Origin of the sequence: Parasphingorhabdus sp. (assembly GCF_036963805.1) — a bacterium.
Lineage (GTDB): Bacteria > Pseudomonadota > Alphaproteobacteria > Sphingomonadales > Sphingomonadaceae > Parasphingorhabdus.
This window is the reverse complement of the sequence record NZ_JBALUN010000001.1, coordinates 443106-459318: the sequence shown is the minus strand read 5'-3', so window position 1 is coordinate 459318 and position 16213 is coordinate 443106. Positions and strand designations below refer to the sequence as shown.

Here is a 16213-nt window from a genome sequence, read left to right as displayed (position 1 = left end):
GAAAGCATGACAATATTGCGCCAAATTTTATGAAAATAACCAGCTATCGCCCTGGCCCGGGCATGATGGTTTCAGCGGCCTTCATTGGCCCGGGCACCGTGACAGCGTGCACGTTAGCTGGCGCGAATTTTGGCTTCGCGCTAATATGGGCACTGGCATTTGCGACAATAACGACCATCATCTTGCAGTCCATTGCAGTCCGGGTGTCTCTGGTTTCGCGCATGGGCCTTGCACAAGCGATGATGCATTCGGTTGCCTATCCGCCGCTGCGCTGGCTCGCCGCCTTACTACTGATAACTGCATTGGCGCTTGGCAATGCGGCCTATGAAGCCGGTAATATTTCTGGTGCCTTATTGGGTTTGGAGGCGCTTAATGGTGATCTGTCAGATAATCGGAACTGGGCCATTGGAGCGATAGCTGTGCTGGCCGGTGCGGCGATCCTGTTTTCAAAACCGCGCTGGGTCGAACGGATATTGATTGTAATGGTGCTATTCATGTGCCTGTCGTTCCTGCTGACCTTCCTGCTCACCAAGCCGGATATTGGTGCAATTTTGGCTGGGTTCGTGCCGACTATTCCCGATGGCGGCCTTTTGACCGCCATTGCGCTGATCGGGACGACTATCGTTCCCTATAATCTGTTCCTTCACGCCGCGAGCGTCAGAGAGCGTTGGAAAGACGAGAGCGACTTGTCCGAGGCACAGACAGACAGCGCTTTTTCAATCGGGCTCGGCGGGCTCGTTTCAATTACTATATTGGCCACTGCCGCAGCGAGCCTGTTCGGCAGCGGAAAAGAAATTACCAATGCGGTGGATATGGCCGAGCAGCTCAGCCCGCTTTTTGGCAGCTTTGCTAGCGCGACACTGGGCGCCGGCCTGTTTGCCGCAGGCCTGACTTCTGCTATTACCGCGCCACTGGCGACAGGATATATTGTGCAAGAAATTTTCGGCAGCGAAGGCGGCAACTTATCGCGCACGCCATTTAAGTTAGGCGCACTATTCGTCATATTGTCAGGGACTTTTGGCGCATTGCTGGATTATAAACCGGTGGAGATTATCTTTGTGGCTCAGATTGCCAATGGATTGCTCCTGCCAATCATTGCCTTTTTCCTCATCAAGCTCGCCAATGACAGCACGCTGCTTGGCCGCCATGTAAATGGCTGGAAAGGCAATATGGCTGGAGCGATTATATTGGCTATTACCCTCATGCTAGGCATCCGGCTTATTACCCGTGCTTTGGGGTGGTGGCCATGAACCACATGGTCGACCTTAACGCCGATCTAGGCGAGGACGAGAGCGTCGCCGGCATGGCGCGTGACATCGCCATTATGGATATTGTCTCGAGCTGTAACATTGCATGTGGCGGACATGCAGGGTCTATAAAGACCATGCGGGCGATGCTTACAGCGGCGAAAGAAAAAAATATTTCAGCCGGAGCCCATCCTTCTTATCCTGATCGCGCCAATTTCGGACGTAGGAGCATGGATATCCATCCCACCGCCCTGACGGCGAGCTTATGGGAGCAATTGGCAACGATCAAAGCAATAGCGGCAGAAACGGCCATAAACCTCACCCACCTAAAACCGCATGGCGCGCTCTATAATGACGCGCAGGACAAGGAAGCTCTGGCGGATATTCTGGTAGAAATTGCGCGAACAGAAAAGCTCGCGTTGGTCGGAATGGCTGGATCAGTCATTCACCAGAAAGCGAATAAAAGCGGTGTGCGCTTTATCGCCGAAGCTTTTATCGATCGCCGATATACCGATCGCTCCCGCCTCCAATCGCGTACGGAGAATGGAGCCGTCATCGCCGATGATGCAGACAGAATAGAGCAGGGTCTCTCTCTGGCACAAGGAAAAGCCATTGCTACGGCAGGCGAGCAATCGGTCATCATCCATGCAGAAACGCTGTGCCTTCATTCGGATAGCGATGGAGCACTGGCAACGGCAAAGGTCATACGACGTGCGTTAGAGCGTGAGAATATATCCATTGCAGCACCGACCGCATGAAAATTCCAGATATACATGCCTGTGATGACTGGCTCTCATGCCCGTTGGAAAATTCCACTGTAGCGAGCGCCGCGATTAGAAGCCAATCGATTTGGCAAGAAGTCGTGTCGGGACTCGATAGTATCGCTGTCCAATTTGATCCGGCCCGAATTACGCCCTTTGAAGCTATAATATTATTCCGAGAACAACTTTTAGAACCGCGAGAAAATGGGGCTTTAACTGCAACTCCCCTCGTCATTCCGGTTTGTTATGATGAAAGTTTTGGCCCCGATCAGGCTTGGTTGGCTAATAAAATGGGCCTATCCGCACAAGCCCTGAAAGAATGGCACAGCGGTCTGCAATTCACCGTGACGATGCTTGGTTTCATGCCGGGTTTTGCCTATCTACAGTGCGATGAGGATATTACCGATATCGGGAGGTTATCCAAACCCCGACAGAAAGTAGAGGCGGGTTCGATCGGTATCATTGGCGCTCAGAGTTGTATCTATTCATTCAGCAGCCCCGGTGGATGGCCGATCATTGGACGCACGCCGTATAATTTGTTCGTTCCCGACAGAGAACCGCCAGCATTGCTTTCCGCTAATCAAACGGTCTCATTCCGCCCCATAAGCAAAAGCGAGTTTGATACTCTTGTCCGAGGGCAAGCCGAATGACGCTCGCAGTCATCAAACCCGGATTGCAAACGACCTTGCAAGGCTCGCCCTTTTCAGGTCACCGACATCTGGGCATGCCCGCCGCCGGGGCCGCTGATTGCCTATCCCTTGCTTTGGCGAATCATTTGGTAGGAAATGCGGCCGATGCGATAGCGATCGAAATTACGCTGGATGATGCCCACTTTACTGCAGATCATCCCAGCGTCGTCGCTCTGACCGGCGCTGCCAGCTATTTTCGCGTGAACGGCGATGACCGGCCCTTGCATGAACTGATATATATAAACCCTGGCGATGAAATCCATATCGGTCCGACCCTTCATGGCTGCCGGTCCTATTTGGCTGTCGCAGGGAAAATTGAAGCGCAATCCCTCTTGGACGGGCAATCTACCTATCTCGGTGCTGGACTAGGGGGATTTCATGGCCGCGCGTCGAAAGCGGGGGATATTATCAAATGGGCGCCGGGCCACGCGCCCCAGAGAATGGGCAAAACAACACCGCAGGGCCTGCGGCCGATATTATCTGATAATTATATCCTGCGAGTCACCGCTGGCCCCGAGTTTTCGGCGCTCGACAGCCGTTCCAGAGAAATATTGTTTGAGATTAAATATCAAGTTGGACCACGGACCAATCGCATGGGTCTTAGCTTGCAAGCAGAGATTCTGGCAATGGAAAAGCAATCGCAAATGCAGAGCGCTCCGGTCTTTTCGGGTACAATACAATGCCCGCCAGATGGTGAGCCGTTTCTGCTGGGACCAGACGCCCAAACTACTGGCGGCTATCCACGGATAGCCCAAGTGATAAGGGCCGACCGTCATTTGATCGGACAGCTTCGGCCCGGTTCGGAAATCCAGTTTGTGAAAGTCTCAAATGAACGGGCTACAGAAATCTATCGCCAGAAGCTTGCGCTTCTCACACCATGGCTGGGCACCATCAACCTGTGGTAAGCAGAGGCACTAGACCTCTGCCAACACAGCTTAGTTTTTCTTGAGTGACAAACCGCCGAAACGCTTGTTGAAGCGTGCGACCTGACCACCGGCATCGAGAAGGCGTTGGTTACCGCCGGTCCATGCTGGGTGCGAGGAAGGATCAATATCAAGTTGCAGCGTTGCACCCTCTTTGCCCCATGTGGAGCGGGTTTCGAACACTGAGCCATCGGTCATCTGGACCTTGATCACGTGATAATCGGGATGTATATCTTTTTTCATTTTTTGCTCCAAAACGGGTTGGTTTCCGACCATATCCCTAAGCGTGTAAAATTCTGCGAAGCGGCGCATTAACCGCCGCTGCTATAAAGTGCAAGATTCTTTTGTCGTCTATGCGGTTGGTGGATCTGCAATCATCGCCGTGAAATTTGCTTCCGCAGCCACTTTATCGCCAATCATTGCTTGGCCCGAAAATTTACAAACGCGGGCTCGCTTCTGAACAAATTGCACGTTCAACGACATTAAACAGCCCGGCTCTACCGGATTGCGGAATTTTGCGCCCTCAATGGCCATAAAATAAACCAGCTTGCCGGAGCCAACTAATCCGAAGCTTTCCATTGCCAAAACACCGGCAGCCTGAGCCAATGCCTCCACAATCAGAACGCCCGGCATGATTGGCCGTCCGGGGAAGTGACCTTGGAAAAACCCTTCATTAATCGTGACAGCTTTCACTGCGCGAATGGAATCGTCCTTGATCAATTCTTCCACACGGTCGACAAGCAACATGGGATAACGGTGCGGTAACACCGCCATCACCTTGGTTACATCATAATTTAGCGTTTCAGACATTGAGTTTATTAACGACCGGAAGGTTGTTGACCGGCGGCAGCTTGCTCAGCTTGCTGTTGCGCTTGGCCGGGCTCCCAACCTGCAGGCGGCGTAATCGATGCCGTGGGAACCAGCTTGTTGAGTTCCAGAACAATGTCATCGGTCATATCAACATATGGTTCACGCGCGACTACCGCTTGTGGTTGTAGCACAAGATCAACTTTCTTCGTTTTCATTGCCGCTTTGATCGCATCGTTCAATTTCATGCCGACCTGTTCTTCAACATAGGCCGTCGCTAAAGTCACACGCTGTTGCAAACGAGCCAATTCCTGCTGGCCGGACTGACGCTTCGTTTGAAGAGCCTGAGCCTGTGGCTGAACAGTGGTCTGATTAGCACCGGGCTTTTGAACAGCGGCATTATAAGCTTCCACGAGAGGCGTTAATTCTGCTTGCAGAGCCGTCGCGCGTGCGTTGGTGGCATCAATGTCCGCCTTATAGGTAACTTTCATCTGCGCCACAGCCGTTTGATAAGCCTGAGACTTAACGACAGCCGCTTCATAATTGGCGACCGCAATGCTGGTCTTTGATTGTGCCGCAGCGGGCGTTGCAACCATGGCTGGTACTGACAAGGTCGCGAGGGCCAAAGCAGCAGATTTCAAAAGAGTTTTTGTTGAAATGGTCATTAGAATTGGGTTCCTACATTAAAAGTGAATAGTTTGGTATCATCACCCGGCTCTTTTAACAAAGCGCGCGCTACATCGATCCTGAATGGACCGAATGGAGAGTTCCAGTTAACACCAATGCCCACGGAAACACGCGGACTGATGCTATCGCCAAAGAAACGTTCAGTAAAGCTGGTAGCGATGGGATTGGGGCTACCATTTGCATTGAACTGATCCACAACTTGAACCGCTTCGCCGGTATCGGAAGTGCTCAGATAAAGAGGGCCGGTATCCGTCACAATTGTAACCGCCCCGCTAGTTGGGTCTGTCGTTGTAACAACGGCACCGTTGGCATCCCTAACCGAGACGGTACCAACTGCTTGCGGGTTTTGCAAAATTGGAGAAACGACATTGAACACGGCGCCAGCATCGACAAAGATCGAAGGCCGCAAGCCCAGTTCGCGGGCACCAGAGCCGAGAGGAATTTCAAGCTCAGCACGTCCCAGATAATAAGCACGCCCACCGATAGCATCATCAGTTTGCTGACTATTACTAACGACGATTTGGTTAAACGGCGTGCCATTTGCATCCAGCGCTGGCGTCGTGAAGTTACGGACGACACGAGGACCAACTCCGCGAATGTCAAAGCCGCGAATTTGCGGTTCGCCGAGGAAAAAACGGTCCGTCAAACGAACGTCGTCGATCCCGTCAGCCGTACTCCCGCGATTTTGGAGCGGATGGATATAACCGCCTTCACCGCTAATCGAGAAGATGAAGTCACCCAATACCCGCCAATATTTAGCGGCGTTGAGGCGCCCTTTCAAATATTTGACACTGCCGCCTAAGCCAGCAAAATCTATGCTGCCGACGACGGTTTGCCCTTTTGTTGGCCGTACCCGGTTATCACGGTCATCATAGATGAGCGAGGCACCGATCGAAGACGTCGTTCTTTTACCAAGTGCATCGCACAAGAAACGGCCTGCAACCAAAGGATCACATTCATCTTCAGCGCTGTTCCCACGGTCGCCATCGCCGTCGAAATCTGTAAAAAAGCTTCGATCCAAGGTCACGTCATCAAAGCTCAGCCCGTAACGTACCGAAGCGGACAGATATTCGGTAATTGGCACACCGGCACGCACTTGAAAGCCGGTGGTCAATTGTTCATAGGTTGTTTCGCGATTATTGTTGATATAGTTAAAGCTGTTCAAATCACGGCGAAAAAGATCCACACCAACAGCAATATTCCGGTCGAACAAATAAGGCTCAGTAAAGCCAAGTTCCAAAGATTTCGAGTAGCTGGACAAGCTGGCACTGGCCCGCAATTCCTGTCCTTTACCACGGAAATTCCGTTGACGGATAGAGGCTTGCAAAATGAAATTTTCAACGCTTGAGAAACCAGCAGAGAGCTGTAATTCACCTGTTGCACGCTCTTCTACATTCGCTTCCAAAATAATCCGGTCAGGGGCACTACCCTGCTTCTGTTCAATTTCCAATGTCTCCTGAAAAAATCCTAGTGACTTTATCCGGTTGGCTGAACGCTTAACCTGAAAACTATTAAAGGCGTCGCCTTCATTTAGACGAAATTCGCGGCGGACAACTTTGTCGACCGTCAGTGTATTCCCGTTAATATCGATACGTTCAACATAGACGCGATCGCTTTCGGCAACCTTAAAGGTAATCCCCATAGTGAGCGTGTCTTTATCACGATCAAATTCCGGGCGCACATCGGCAAACGCATAGCCAAAGAGTCCGGCCGTTTCGGATAGGCTTTCGACCGTGTCTTCGACTTGCTTCGCGTCGTAAAAATCGCCTTCTTTCATTGGCAACAGCGGTGTCAGCGTTGCAGCAGTGAAATCTCGAATATCGCTTTCAACGGTGACGCCGCCAAATTTATAGCGATCGCCCTCCTCCACCACATAAGTGATGATGAAATCTTTTTTGTCTGGTGTCAGTTCTGCCACAGCAGAAATCACGCGGAAATCGGCATAGCCTTCGGTCAGGTAAAATTGCCGCAGCTTTTGTTGGTCAAAGGCCAGGCGATCCGGATCGTAGGTGTCGCTGGAGCTAAAGAAACGATAGAAACGCGCTTGTTTTGTCGCCATTTCACCGCGGAGCTGGCCATCAGAAAATACGTCATTCCCAATGATATTAATCTGTTGAACCTTGGATTTAGGCCCCTCGTTCACTTCGAAAACAATATCGACACGGTTCTGGTCGAGCTGAACCATTTTAGGCTCAACGCTAGCAGCGAAACGGCCCTTGCGCTTATAAAGCTCAACGATGCGCGCAACATCGGCGCGCACTTTGGATCGCGTAAAAATCTGACGCGGTGCCAACCGGATTTCCGGACGAATCTTGTCTTCCTTGATCCGCTTATTGCCTTCAAGCAATATGCGGTTAATAACCGGGTTTTCAATCACCTCGATGACCACTGCCCCTGCATTGTTCCGGATGCTGACATCCTTGAACAATTCGGTCTCGAACAAATCTTTCAGCGCTTGGTCAGCCGATTCCTGCGTATATGTTTGTCCGACCCGCAACTTCATATAGGACAGAACAGTCCCTGACTCTAACCGCTGCGAACCATTTACCACAATCGATCTGATAGTGTTGCCGGTGACAAGGCCCGACTGAACAGCGGGCACTTCCTGAGCATGGACAGGCACCGTAATGCCCGCCAGAATAGTACCACTCAATAATATGGGCAGGAGCCGTTTTTTATGCTTCACAGACAAACTCGCTTTCACGCCTTAAACTCAAAAAAATCAACCTGTGCACAAAATGCATCAGGTTTGCGAAACTCCCTGCCCCAACCGGACCGATCAATCAATGGGCAATCAACCCGAGAAAACTCTGAACAGTCCGAAAGAGGTTAAATCATTAAATGTCACCACCAACATGAACATCACGACAAGAGCAAAACCGGATCGAAACGCCCATTCCTGAACCATAGGATTAGCGGGCTTTCGCCGTACCGCTTCTATGGCATAAAATATCAAATGCCCCCCATCGAGCATGGGGATTGGCAGGAGGTTGATGAACCCTAAGTTAATTGAAATTAACGCTACAAAAAATATGAACTGGTTTAATCCTGCGACAAATTGTTCGCCTGAAACCTGAGCAATTTTTAATGGCCCGCCAAGTTCTTTGACCGAACGCCGTCCAGTAATCACCTGACCTAACGTCGTCACGATAAGATCGACAATCTCCCCAGTCTGGCGCGTCGCCACGATCGGCGCTTCCCATAGAGGCACATCGCGGCGTTCCAGACTGCCCGGAGATATACCGAGCAAGCCGATCCGGTACTCGTTGCCGAACCGGTCTTTCTCAATCCGCACGCCGATTTTGGCTTCTTTGGAAATAATAGAGCCATCACGCTCAAATTTAATTTCCACCTCTTCATCAGGGATAATGGAAATCTCACGCGACAGATCAGAGAAAAGGTTGATCCTATCACCATCAATTTCAACGATTTTGTCGCCATTTTCCAGGCCAATTGACTCAGCGGTCGAGTTTTCCGCAACAGTTCCGACAATTGGCGGGGTGACGCTTTCGCCATACACCAAAGCAAAACCGGCCAATATCAATATGGCAAAGAGAAAATTAATTGCCGGACCGGCAAGCACAATAGCGGCCCGCTGCAACAATGATTTCGACTGGAAAGTCCGGCTGCGTTCTTCCGCAGGTAATTGGAGCCAGTCGTCACTAGGTGTGCTGGCAGGATTCATGTCACCAGCAAATTGCACGTAGCCGCCAAGCGGCAACATACCAATTTTCCACCGCGTCCCGCGCTTGTCATTCCATCCGATGATCTCTTTGCCGAAACCAATGGAAAATGCGTCAGCCTTTACGCCGCACCAACGACCAACCAGATAATGGCCCATTTCGTGAATAAACACGAGCACGCCGATAGTGAGCAAAAAAGCAAATAAGGTCAGTAATATACCCGGATTTTCTGTCAAACTTTAACATCCTCAATCATGGTGATAGTCCGTTCACGCGCTTCTTTGTCAATCCCGAATATATCCGCAAGATCATTGGGTTCAGGCGGGCTATAGCCGTCAATAATGCGGGATACAATCTCGGTGATTTCCAGAAACTGAACGTCGCCCGCCAGAAAGGCCGCAACAGCGATTTCATTGGCCGCATTTAATATCGCTGGAACTGCGCCACCGGCCTCTATCGCACCACGCGCAAGCTTTATCGCCGGGAAGCGATCATAGTCAGGTGCTTCAAAATCGAGTTTGCCGATTTTGGCCAAATCAAGCGGCAAGCAATCGGTTTTCATACGTTCGGGCCATGCCAATGCACTGGCAATGGGAATTCGCATATCCGGCGATCCCAGCTGCGCTAGGGTAGAGCAATCATGATATTCCACCATCGAGTGGATAACCGATTGGGGGTGAACCAATATATCGATATTCTCTAGACCGACGGGAAAAAGGTGATGCGCCTCGATCAGTTCCAGCCCTTTGTTCATCATAGTCGCGCTATCGACCGAAATTTTGGCGCCCATATCCCAGTTGGGATGGGCCACAGCTTGTTCCGGCGTGACAGAAGCCATTTGTTCTTTCGACCAAGTCCGAAAAGGGCCGCCACTGGCCGTCAATGTTATCTTGCGAACTTGATCAATCCGCCCGCCCTGAAGGCACTGGAAAATTGCATTATGTTCGGAATCCACCGGTAAAAGTGTCGCCCCGGCATCCCGCGCCTGTGCCATCATTAGGGCACCGGCGGAAACCAAGGCTTCTTTATTGGCGAGTGCAACAGTTTTTCCGCATTTTAAAGCTGCCAATGTCGGCGGTAGTCCCGCACATCCGACAATCGCGGCCATCGTCCAATCAGCCCCCAATGCAGCAGCTTCGACCAACTGATCGGGTCCGGCGGCAACTTCGACATTGGTGTCCGCGAGCAAGGCTTTCAGCGCATCATATTGGCTGACGTCCGCAATAACGGCAACCTCGGCGTTAAATTCTTTGGCGAGCTTCGCCAGTTCTTCCGCGTTGCTGTTCGCTGTTAAGGCGACAATATGATATTTATCGCGGTCTAGCCGGATCAATTCCAGTGTGGAGGTCCCAACCGACCCCGTGGCTCCGAATATTGAGACAGTTCTGGGCGACAGCTTGTTCATTGGAACGCAAATAACATGATGATTGCGACCACAGGTGCCACTGGAATCAAGCCGTCCAGCCTATCCATAACTCCGCCATGGCCGGGGAATATTGTACCGCTATCTTTGACCCCTGCCCGGCGTTTCATCTGGCTTTCAAACAAATCGCCCATCTGCGCCAATACAGCCAGCGGGATGCTGAGCAGGACCAACTGCAACGGCAATTGGAAATAGACATGCAACGCAAAGCTGAACAACGCGGTGACAATCACGCCTCCGATCAATCCTGCCCATGTCTTATTGGGGCTATAAGTCGGTGCAAGCTTCGGCCCGCCAATGGCCCTGCCGGAAAAATATGCACCGATATCAGTCGCCCATACCAGCGCAAGTGTCCAGAATACAATCAACAGCCCGTTATCAATACCCCTGAGATACAGGATGGAAAGTGCTGGTAATCCCGCATAAAATATCCCGAGAGATAATTTAATCGAACGGTCGAAGGCCGCAATGAACATCGCGGACCCGATAATCAATCCCAGTGCCAAAAAGGAAGGCCCCGCAGCCATGTACGACATGATCGCAAGCGGTACGGACAAGGCATAAAGCCCCAGCCGCTTATTTTCGGTGCGTCCGGTTAGGTCAGCCCATTCCGATAATATGCCCAGCGACATCAACACAACGAGCAGCCATAAGGCATGCCTTCCGATATCATGATTGCCAAGGATGAGAGCAATCACCGCCGCCGCGACAAGGCCCACACCAACAAGGACGCGGGTCAGAAGTTCGCTGGGCTGCTTTTTTACTGGGCTCTCAGGATCAGTCATCAGCGTCCGCCAAAACGGCGCTCTCGGTCTCCAAAGGATTTTAATGCCCTTTGTAGCTCACGCTTGTCGAAATCGGGCCATAAGGTATCGGTAAAATAAAGCTCAGAATAAGCCGCCTGCCAGAGCAGGAAATTGGACAGCCGGAGTTCACCGGATGTCCGTATCATTAAATCCAGCGGCGGCAAATCGGCGGTATCAAGCGCGCCTGACATATGGCTGATATTAATTTCATCAGGATCAACTTCACCCCGTTTTACGGCGGCGGCGATGCTTTGAACGGCGCGCAACATTTCATCCTGCGCCCCGTAGTTTAACGCTATGGCCAGCGTCATCCGGTCGTTATTCGCCGTCCGTTCCAGTGCATTGTCGATCAATTGCACAATGTCGCTGTCCAGTGCCTTATAATTGCCAATGACTTTCAGGCGGATGCCGTTTTCGTCAAACTCGTTGATATCCGATTGAATATATTGGCGCAGCAACCCCATAAGATCGGTGATCTCATCGGCCGGTCTACTCCAATTTTCCGAAGAAAAAGCATAGAGCGTTAACGCCTCAATGCCCATTTCTCCAGCAACCCGGACAATATTGCGTACAGCCTCAACGCCTTTTTTATGGCCTAATGCCCTCGGCAGGTGCTTTTTTTTCGCCCACCGGCCATTGCCATCCATGATGATAGCAATATGGCGCGCGCCATGGGTGAGATCCGCCGCCTGTGCTGCGTCCACCACCGGATCATTTGACCCTTTCTTGGAGGGCACTAACCTCACTGTGTCAGGATTTCCTGTTCCTTGGCGGAGGATAATTTATCTGCTTCCGCGATCATATCGTCGGTCAGTTTTTGGACATCGGTTTCCAGACGCTTTTTATCATCCTCGCTGATTTCCTTCTTATTTTCGTCTGCCTTGATGTCATCCATGCCATCGCGGCGCACATTGCGGATGGCAATACGTGCTTTTTCAGCAAACTGACCGGTTAACTTTGCGAGATCCTTACGGCGCTCTTCGGTAAGATCGGGGATAGGCAAACGGATATTAGGGCCATCGATAATCGGGTTCAGGCCCAATCCGGCAGATCGAACGGCTTTTTCAACTGGCTGGATATTGCCTTTGTCCCAAACCTGAATGGACAACATGCGCGATTCAGGAACCGAAACCGTAGCGACCTGATTAAGCGGCATTTTTGCGCCATAGACCTCAACCGTAATATTATCGAGCAAAGCGATATTCGCACGCCCGGTCCGCAAACCGCTGAGATCGTGTTTCAAAGCCTCAAGTGATGCCTTCATGCGTCTTTCAAGATCGCTCTTGTCATATTTAGCCATGGTATATTTCTCCCAAATTCTATGCTGTTTCGCCAACCATTGTCGCAGTGCCGCCGCCGCCAAGAACGGTAGCCAGATTGCCCTGCTCACGGATCGTAAAGACGACAATCGGAATATTATTTTCCCGGCATAGCGCAACCGCACTAGCATCCATTACCTTCAGATTGTCGGTTAAAACCTGATCAAAGCTGAGCGCATCATAGCGCACCGCGTCCGGATTTGTTTTAGGGTCAGCATCATAAACCCCGTCCACACTAGTTCCTTTGAATAAGGCTTCGCAGCCCATTTCAGCCGCGCGTAATGCCGCCGCTGTATCCGTGGTGAAATAGGGGTTGCCCGTACCGGCAGCGAATATCACGATCCGGCCTTTCTCAAGATGCCGGACGGCTTTGCGGCGAATATAGGGTTCGCAAACGCTTGCCATAGGGATTGCAGATAATACCCGCGTGTCACAGTCCATCTGTTCCAGCGCATTTTGTACAGCCAATGCATTCATCACAGTGGCCAGCATGCCCATATAATCGGCGCTCGTCCGTTCGAAGCCCTTGGCTGCGGCCGCCAAACCGCGAAATATATTTCCGCCGCCGACGACAAGGCAGAGCTCAAAACCGGCTTCTTTGGCAGATTTCACTTCCGCTGCAATGCGATTCACGGTTTCCGGATCGATACCGAAATCACCCGATCCCATCAGAACCTCACCAGAGAGCTTCAACAAAATGCGCTTAAACGCTGGTCTTTTCATGCAAATTCCATTCCACTAACTGTTACGCGTTAGCCCCATATTTGGCACCAAAAACAACAATGGCGCAGACCATAGTTAGTCCGCGCCATTGCGCCAAGTGTTAATCCGCCAAACAATATTTGGCGAGAAATTTGGTGTTTAGTTTCCGAGCGTTGCAGCCACTTCTGCCGCGAAATCTTCTTCTTTCTTCTCGATGCCTTCACCAAGTTGAAAACGAACATAATCCGTCAATTTGATCTCGGCGCCAGCATCTTTACCGGCTTTTTCGACAACTTGAGCGATGGATGATTTATTATCCATCACAAAAATCTGGCTGAGCAATGCGTTTTCTTTTGCAAATTTGGCCATCGCGCCATCAACCATTTTCTCAACGATATTGGTTGGCTTACCAGACTCTGCCGCTTTTTCGGCCGCAATTGCGCGCTCGCGCTCCATCAATTCCTGATCCAGACCGTCGGCATTCAAAGCCAATGGGAATGCCGCAGCAATATGCATAGCAATCTGCTTACCAAGTGGCTCAAGAACATCAGCACCGGCGGTGCTTTCCAGAGCAACCAAAACGCCGATTTTACCCATTGTAGGGGTGACGGCATTATGGATGTAAGGCACCACCGCACCGCTGCTTACCGCAACAGTTTTGATCCGGCGGATCGCTTGATTTTCACCAATAGTCGCAACATTGTTGGTCAGCGCTTCCTTAACGGTTCCGCCCGTAGGGTAAGCCGCTGCGGCCAAAGCCTCAACATCGTCGTTGCCGAGAGCCAGTGCGACGTTGGTTACATTGCCCACGAAAGATTGAAACTGGTCATTTTTGGCTACAAAGTCGGTTTCGCTGTTCACTTCGACAGCAACGCCTTTGGTGCCCGAAACAGCAACGCCAACCAGACCTTCTGCAGCCGTCCGGCTTGATTTCTTCTGTGCGGCCGCGAGACCTTTGGTCCGCAACAAATCTACCGCTGCTTCAACATCACCGTCGGTTTCGCTCAACGCTTTTTTGCAATCCATCATGCCGGCGCCGGAGCGCTCACGCAGTTCTTTCACTGCTGCTGCTGTAATAGCCATTTTTATGTTCCTCAAATTTCGTGTGTGAGAATATTGCTTTTTATAAAACGAAGGGGCAGCAACTTGCCGCCCCGCCATTTTGCTATGCGTTCAATATATTACTGAACGAAGACGCTGCAAGATCAGGCTGTTTCATTAGCCTTTTTTTCAGGTGCCGCTTCAGCAGCCGGAGCCGCTGCAACTGGTGCTTCTGCGGCAATAGCTTCTGCTTGTGGAGCGATTTCTGCGCCGAGGTCTTTGCCCGATGCAACAGCCGCTTCTTGGCCGCCTTTGGTTGCAGCCGCAGCCACTGATTCGCAGTAAAGACGAATGGCACGTGCCGCATCGTCATTTGCTGGAACCGGAAATGCGATATTGCTGGGATCAACGTTCGAGTCGAGGATCGCAACAACCGGAATACCAAGAACATTGGCTTCTTTAATGGCGAGCTCTTCCTTGTTGGCGTCAATGACGAACATTACGTCAGGAATGCCGCCCATGTCGCGAATACCGCCAAGAGACAGTTCCAGCTTATCACGCTCACGCGTCATCTGCAGGGCTTCTTTCTTGGTGAAACCAGCCATGTCACCGGAAAGCTGCTCTTCGAGCGTCTTCATCCGGCGAATCGAATTGGAAATGGTTTTCCAGTTGGTCAGCATGCCGCCGAGCCAACGATGGTTTACGAAATGCTGGCCGCTTGCACGGGCTGCTTCTGCGATAGGCTCTTGCGCCTGACGCTTCGTACCAACGAAGAGAACCTTGCCGCCGGAGCCCACTGCGTTTGCAATGAAATCAAGCGCACGAGCGAACAAAGGTACGCTCTGCGAAAGGTCAAGAATATGGACACCGTTACGGGCACCAAAGATGTATGATTTCATCTTTGGGTTCCAACGGTGGGTTTGGTGGCCGAAATGAGCTCCGGCTTCAATCAATTGCTGTAGGGTGACGACAGGGGCCGCCATAATAATTCTCCTTATCCGGTTATGCCTCTGGAAAGCTGAGAACCTCAAACGACCTGAAAGACCGCTATTGGCACCGGTATGAGTGCTTTCCATGTGGAATGAGCGTGCCGTTAAAGCGAAGTGGTGCAAAATGCAACCCTAAATTGGAGCGAGGATGGGAACCCGCGCGGACATGAGACACTCAATATAATTCAGTATAGTGGTAAGTATACACTGCGTGAACGATTGGAAACTTGATAATTATTTAAATCAATCATATTGATGATCTTCAATAAGTCTTGCTATTTATGCAGGGGAATAATTGCTATGATGTCATCAATCTGGAGCGACATTAAAGATAACTATCAATCGGCTTGGGCCTTCGCATTGGCGTGTCCGATATTATTCCTAATTCCCCCGTTTGTGGAGTTCGTTCAGCATATTATCGAAATCAATATTGGCATGTATGTCAGCGGAGAAGCGGCAAAGGCGGTCGCAAATAATCCTGATCGCCTCAATTACGGATTTGTGAAAGTTTTGGCTCTATTGTTGCCGGGCTACTGGTTCGTCCGATATATCATATATGGACGTGACAGCAATGCAGCGCGCCGCGTTGAATGGCCCGCCATTGGATTGTGGTTCTGCGTCTTCGCATATCAAGTGTTGGTGCAATATTGGCAAATGTTCGGATCTAGCATTGGCGAATTGGCAGGTTTTTCTGACCAATATGCGATGACTGTGGCTCTATTATTTTTCCTTATTCTGTCAATTATCGGTATTTATCTTACTGCATTTTTTGTGGCCCTGCCCTTGGGCAATACATCGCTCGGACCGGTTCTATCATTCTACATCATGAAAGGTCATTTTTGGCGAACAATTATCTATATGCTGTCCGCCACATTGCCATTTATGGCCGTTCATTACGCCTTAGGTTATGGAGCGATGGGTAAGCCAATATGGCTTGTTTGGATAATTATGACAATCGATGCTTTAGTGGTCGGGTTTCTGGCGTTACTGCCCGTCGGAGCCACAGCTATTGCGGCTCGCTATGCAGCACAGGAGCGATCAATTTCCCTACTTAGAACCGGACCAGCAGTTTCTATATAACACGACGGTTGAATGAGCAGCAAAGCCAAACAAATTTCAATGTCCTCTGTCAGAAT

General features: G+C 50.9%; 17 protein-coding genes. 5 read left to right on the top strand and 12 right to left on the bottom strand.

The genetic code is table 11. The annotated features are described in order from the left end of the window. Nucleotides 1–29: 29 nt before the first annotated feature. Genes V7676_RS02240 through V7676_RS02225 form a run of 4 tightly spaced genes read left to right on the top strand, consistent with a single transcriptional unit; the run spans nt 30 to nt 3602 of the window. Nucleotides 30–1250, top strand: a complete 1221-nt coding sequence (locus V7676_RS02240) for an Nramp family divalent metal transporter (protein ID WP_335658031.1) — start codon at nt 30–32, stop codon at nt 1248–1250. Continuing rightward, nucleotides 1247–2005 (top strand): 5-oxoprolinase subunit PxpA, encoded by a 759-nt coding sequence (gene pxpA / locus V7676_RS02235; protein WP_335658030.1) that lies wholly within the window; start codon nt 1247–1249, stop codon nt 2003–2005. Before V7676_RS02240 ends, pxpA begins: the two co-directional genes overlap by 4 nt. Next, complete coding sequence (locus tag V7676_RS02230; protein WP_335658029.1) at nt 2002–2658, top strand: 5-oxoprolinase subunit B family protein; 657 nt, start codon at nt 2002–2004, stop codon at nt 2656–2658. Before pxpA ends, V7676_RS02230 begins: the two co-directional genes overlap by 4 nt. Beyond that, on the top strand, nt 2655–3602 hold the full coding sequence (locus V7676_RS02225) for a biotin-dependent carboxyltransferase family protein (RefSeq protein ID WP_335658028.1): 948 nt from the start codon (nt 2655–2657) through the stop codon (nt 3600–3602). The genes V7676_RS02230 and V7676_RS02225 overlap by 4 nt, the downstream gene beginning before the upstream one ends. A 30-nt stretch (nt 3603–3632) precedes the next feature. Here V7676_RS02225 and rpmE read toward each other — a convergent pair whose 3' ends face one another. The 12 genes from rpmE to rpsB all read right to left on the bottom strand — a co-directional run bounded on the left by rpmE (nt 3633) and on the right by rpsB (nt 15071). Further along, entirely contained in the window at nt 3633–3863 is a 231-nt protein-coding gene (gene rpmE / locus V7676_RS02220; RefSeq protein ID WP_335658027.1) for a 50S ribosomal protein L31, read from the bottom strand. A gap of 108 nt (nt 3864–3971) precedes the next feature. Beyond that, a complete protein-coding gene (gene fabZ, locus V7676_RS02215; RefSeq protein ID WP_335658026.1) occupies nt 3972–4430 on the bottom strand; it encodes a 3-hydroxyacyl-ACP dehydratase FabZ in 459 nt (152 codons plus the stop codon). A gap of 8 nt (nt 4431–4438) precedes the next feature. Further along, the gene (locus V7676_RS02210; protein ID WP_335658025.1) at nt 4439–5092 is read right to left on the bottom strand and encodes an OmpH family outer membrane protein; all 654 of its coding nucleotides are present in this window, start codon (nt 5090–5092) and stop codon (nt 4439–4441) included. Continuing rightward, entirely contained in the window at nt 5092–7800 is a 2709-nt protein-coding gene (gene bamA, locus V7676_RS02205) for an outer membrane protein assembly factor BamA (RefSeq protein ID WP_335658024.1), read from the bottom strand. Before bamA ends, V7676_RS02210 begins: the two co-directional genes overlap by 1 nt. 108 nt (nt 7801–7908) lie before the next feature. After that, the gene (gene rseP, locus V7676_RS02200; RefSeq protein ID WP_335658023.1) at nt 7909–9033 is read right to left on the bottom strand and encodes an RIP metalloprotease RseP; all 1125 of its coding nucleotides are present in this window, start codon (nt 9031–9033) and stop codon (nt 7909–7911) included. After that, nucleotides 9030–10202: a 1-deoxy-D-xylulose-5-phosphate reductoisomerase gene (locus V7676_RS02195; protein ID WP_335658022.1), complete on the bottom strand. Its 1173-nt coding sequence runs from the start codon at nt 10200–10202 to the stop codon at nt 9030–9032. Before V7676_RS02195 ends, rseP begins: the two co-directional genes overlap by 4 nt. Further along, nucleotides 10199–11005, bottom strand: coding sequence for a phosphatidate cytidylyltransferase (locus V7676_RS02190; RefSeq protein ID WP_335658021.1), 807 nt, complete (start codon nt 11003–11005; stop codon nt 10199–10201). The genes V7676_RS02195 and V7676_RS02190 overlap by 4 nt, the downstream gene beginning before the upstream one ends. Beyond that, entirely contained in the window at nt 11005–11733 is a 729-nt protein-coding gene (locus V7676_RS02185; RefSeq protein WP_335658885.1) for an isoprenyl transferase, read from the bottom strand. The genes V7676_RS02190 and V7676_RS02185 overlap by 1 nt, the downstream gene beginning before the upstream one ends. A gap of 35 nt (nt 11734–11768) precedes the next feature. Next, complete coding sequence (gene frr, locus V7676_RS02180) at nt 11769–12326, bottom strand: ribosome recycling factor (protein WP_335658020.1); 558 nt, start codon at nt 12324–12326, stop codon at nt 11769–11771. A 19-nt stretch (nt 12327–12345) separates the two neighbouring features. Beyond that, complete coding sequence (gene pyrH / locus V7676_RS02175) at nt 12346–13068, bottom strand: UMP kinase (RefSeq protein ID WP_335658019.1); 723 nt, start codon at nt 13066–13068, stop codon at nt 12346–12348. A 138-nt stretch (nt 13069–13206) separates the two neighbouring features. Then, entirely contained in the window at nt 13207–14130 is a 924-nt protein-coding gene (gene tsf, locus V7676_RS02170; protein WP_335658018.1) for a translation elongation factor Ts, read from the bottom strand. Between the two features lie 122 nt (nt 14131–14252). Continuing rightward, the gene (rpsB, locus tag V7676_RS02165; protein WP_335658017.1) at nt 14253–15071 is read right to left on the bottom strand and encodes a 30S ribosomal protein S2; all 819 of its coding nucleotides are present in this window, start codon (nt 15069–15071) and stop codon (nt 14253–14255) included. Nucleotides 15072–15377: 306 nt separating this feature from the next. On the opposite strand from rpsB, the gene V7676_RS02160 reads away from it, so the two are divergent. Further along, a complete protein-coding gene (locus V7676_RS02160; protein WP_335658016.1) occupies nt 15378–16157 on the top strand; it encodes a hypothetical protein in 780 nt (259 codons plus the stop codon). The last annotated feature ends 56 nt before the right edge of the window (nt 16158–16213 follow it).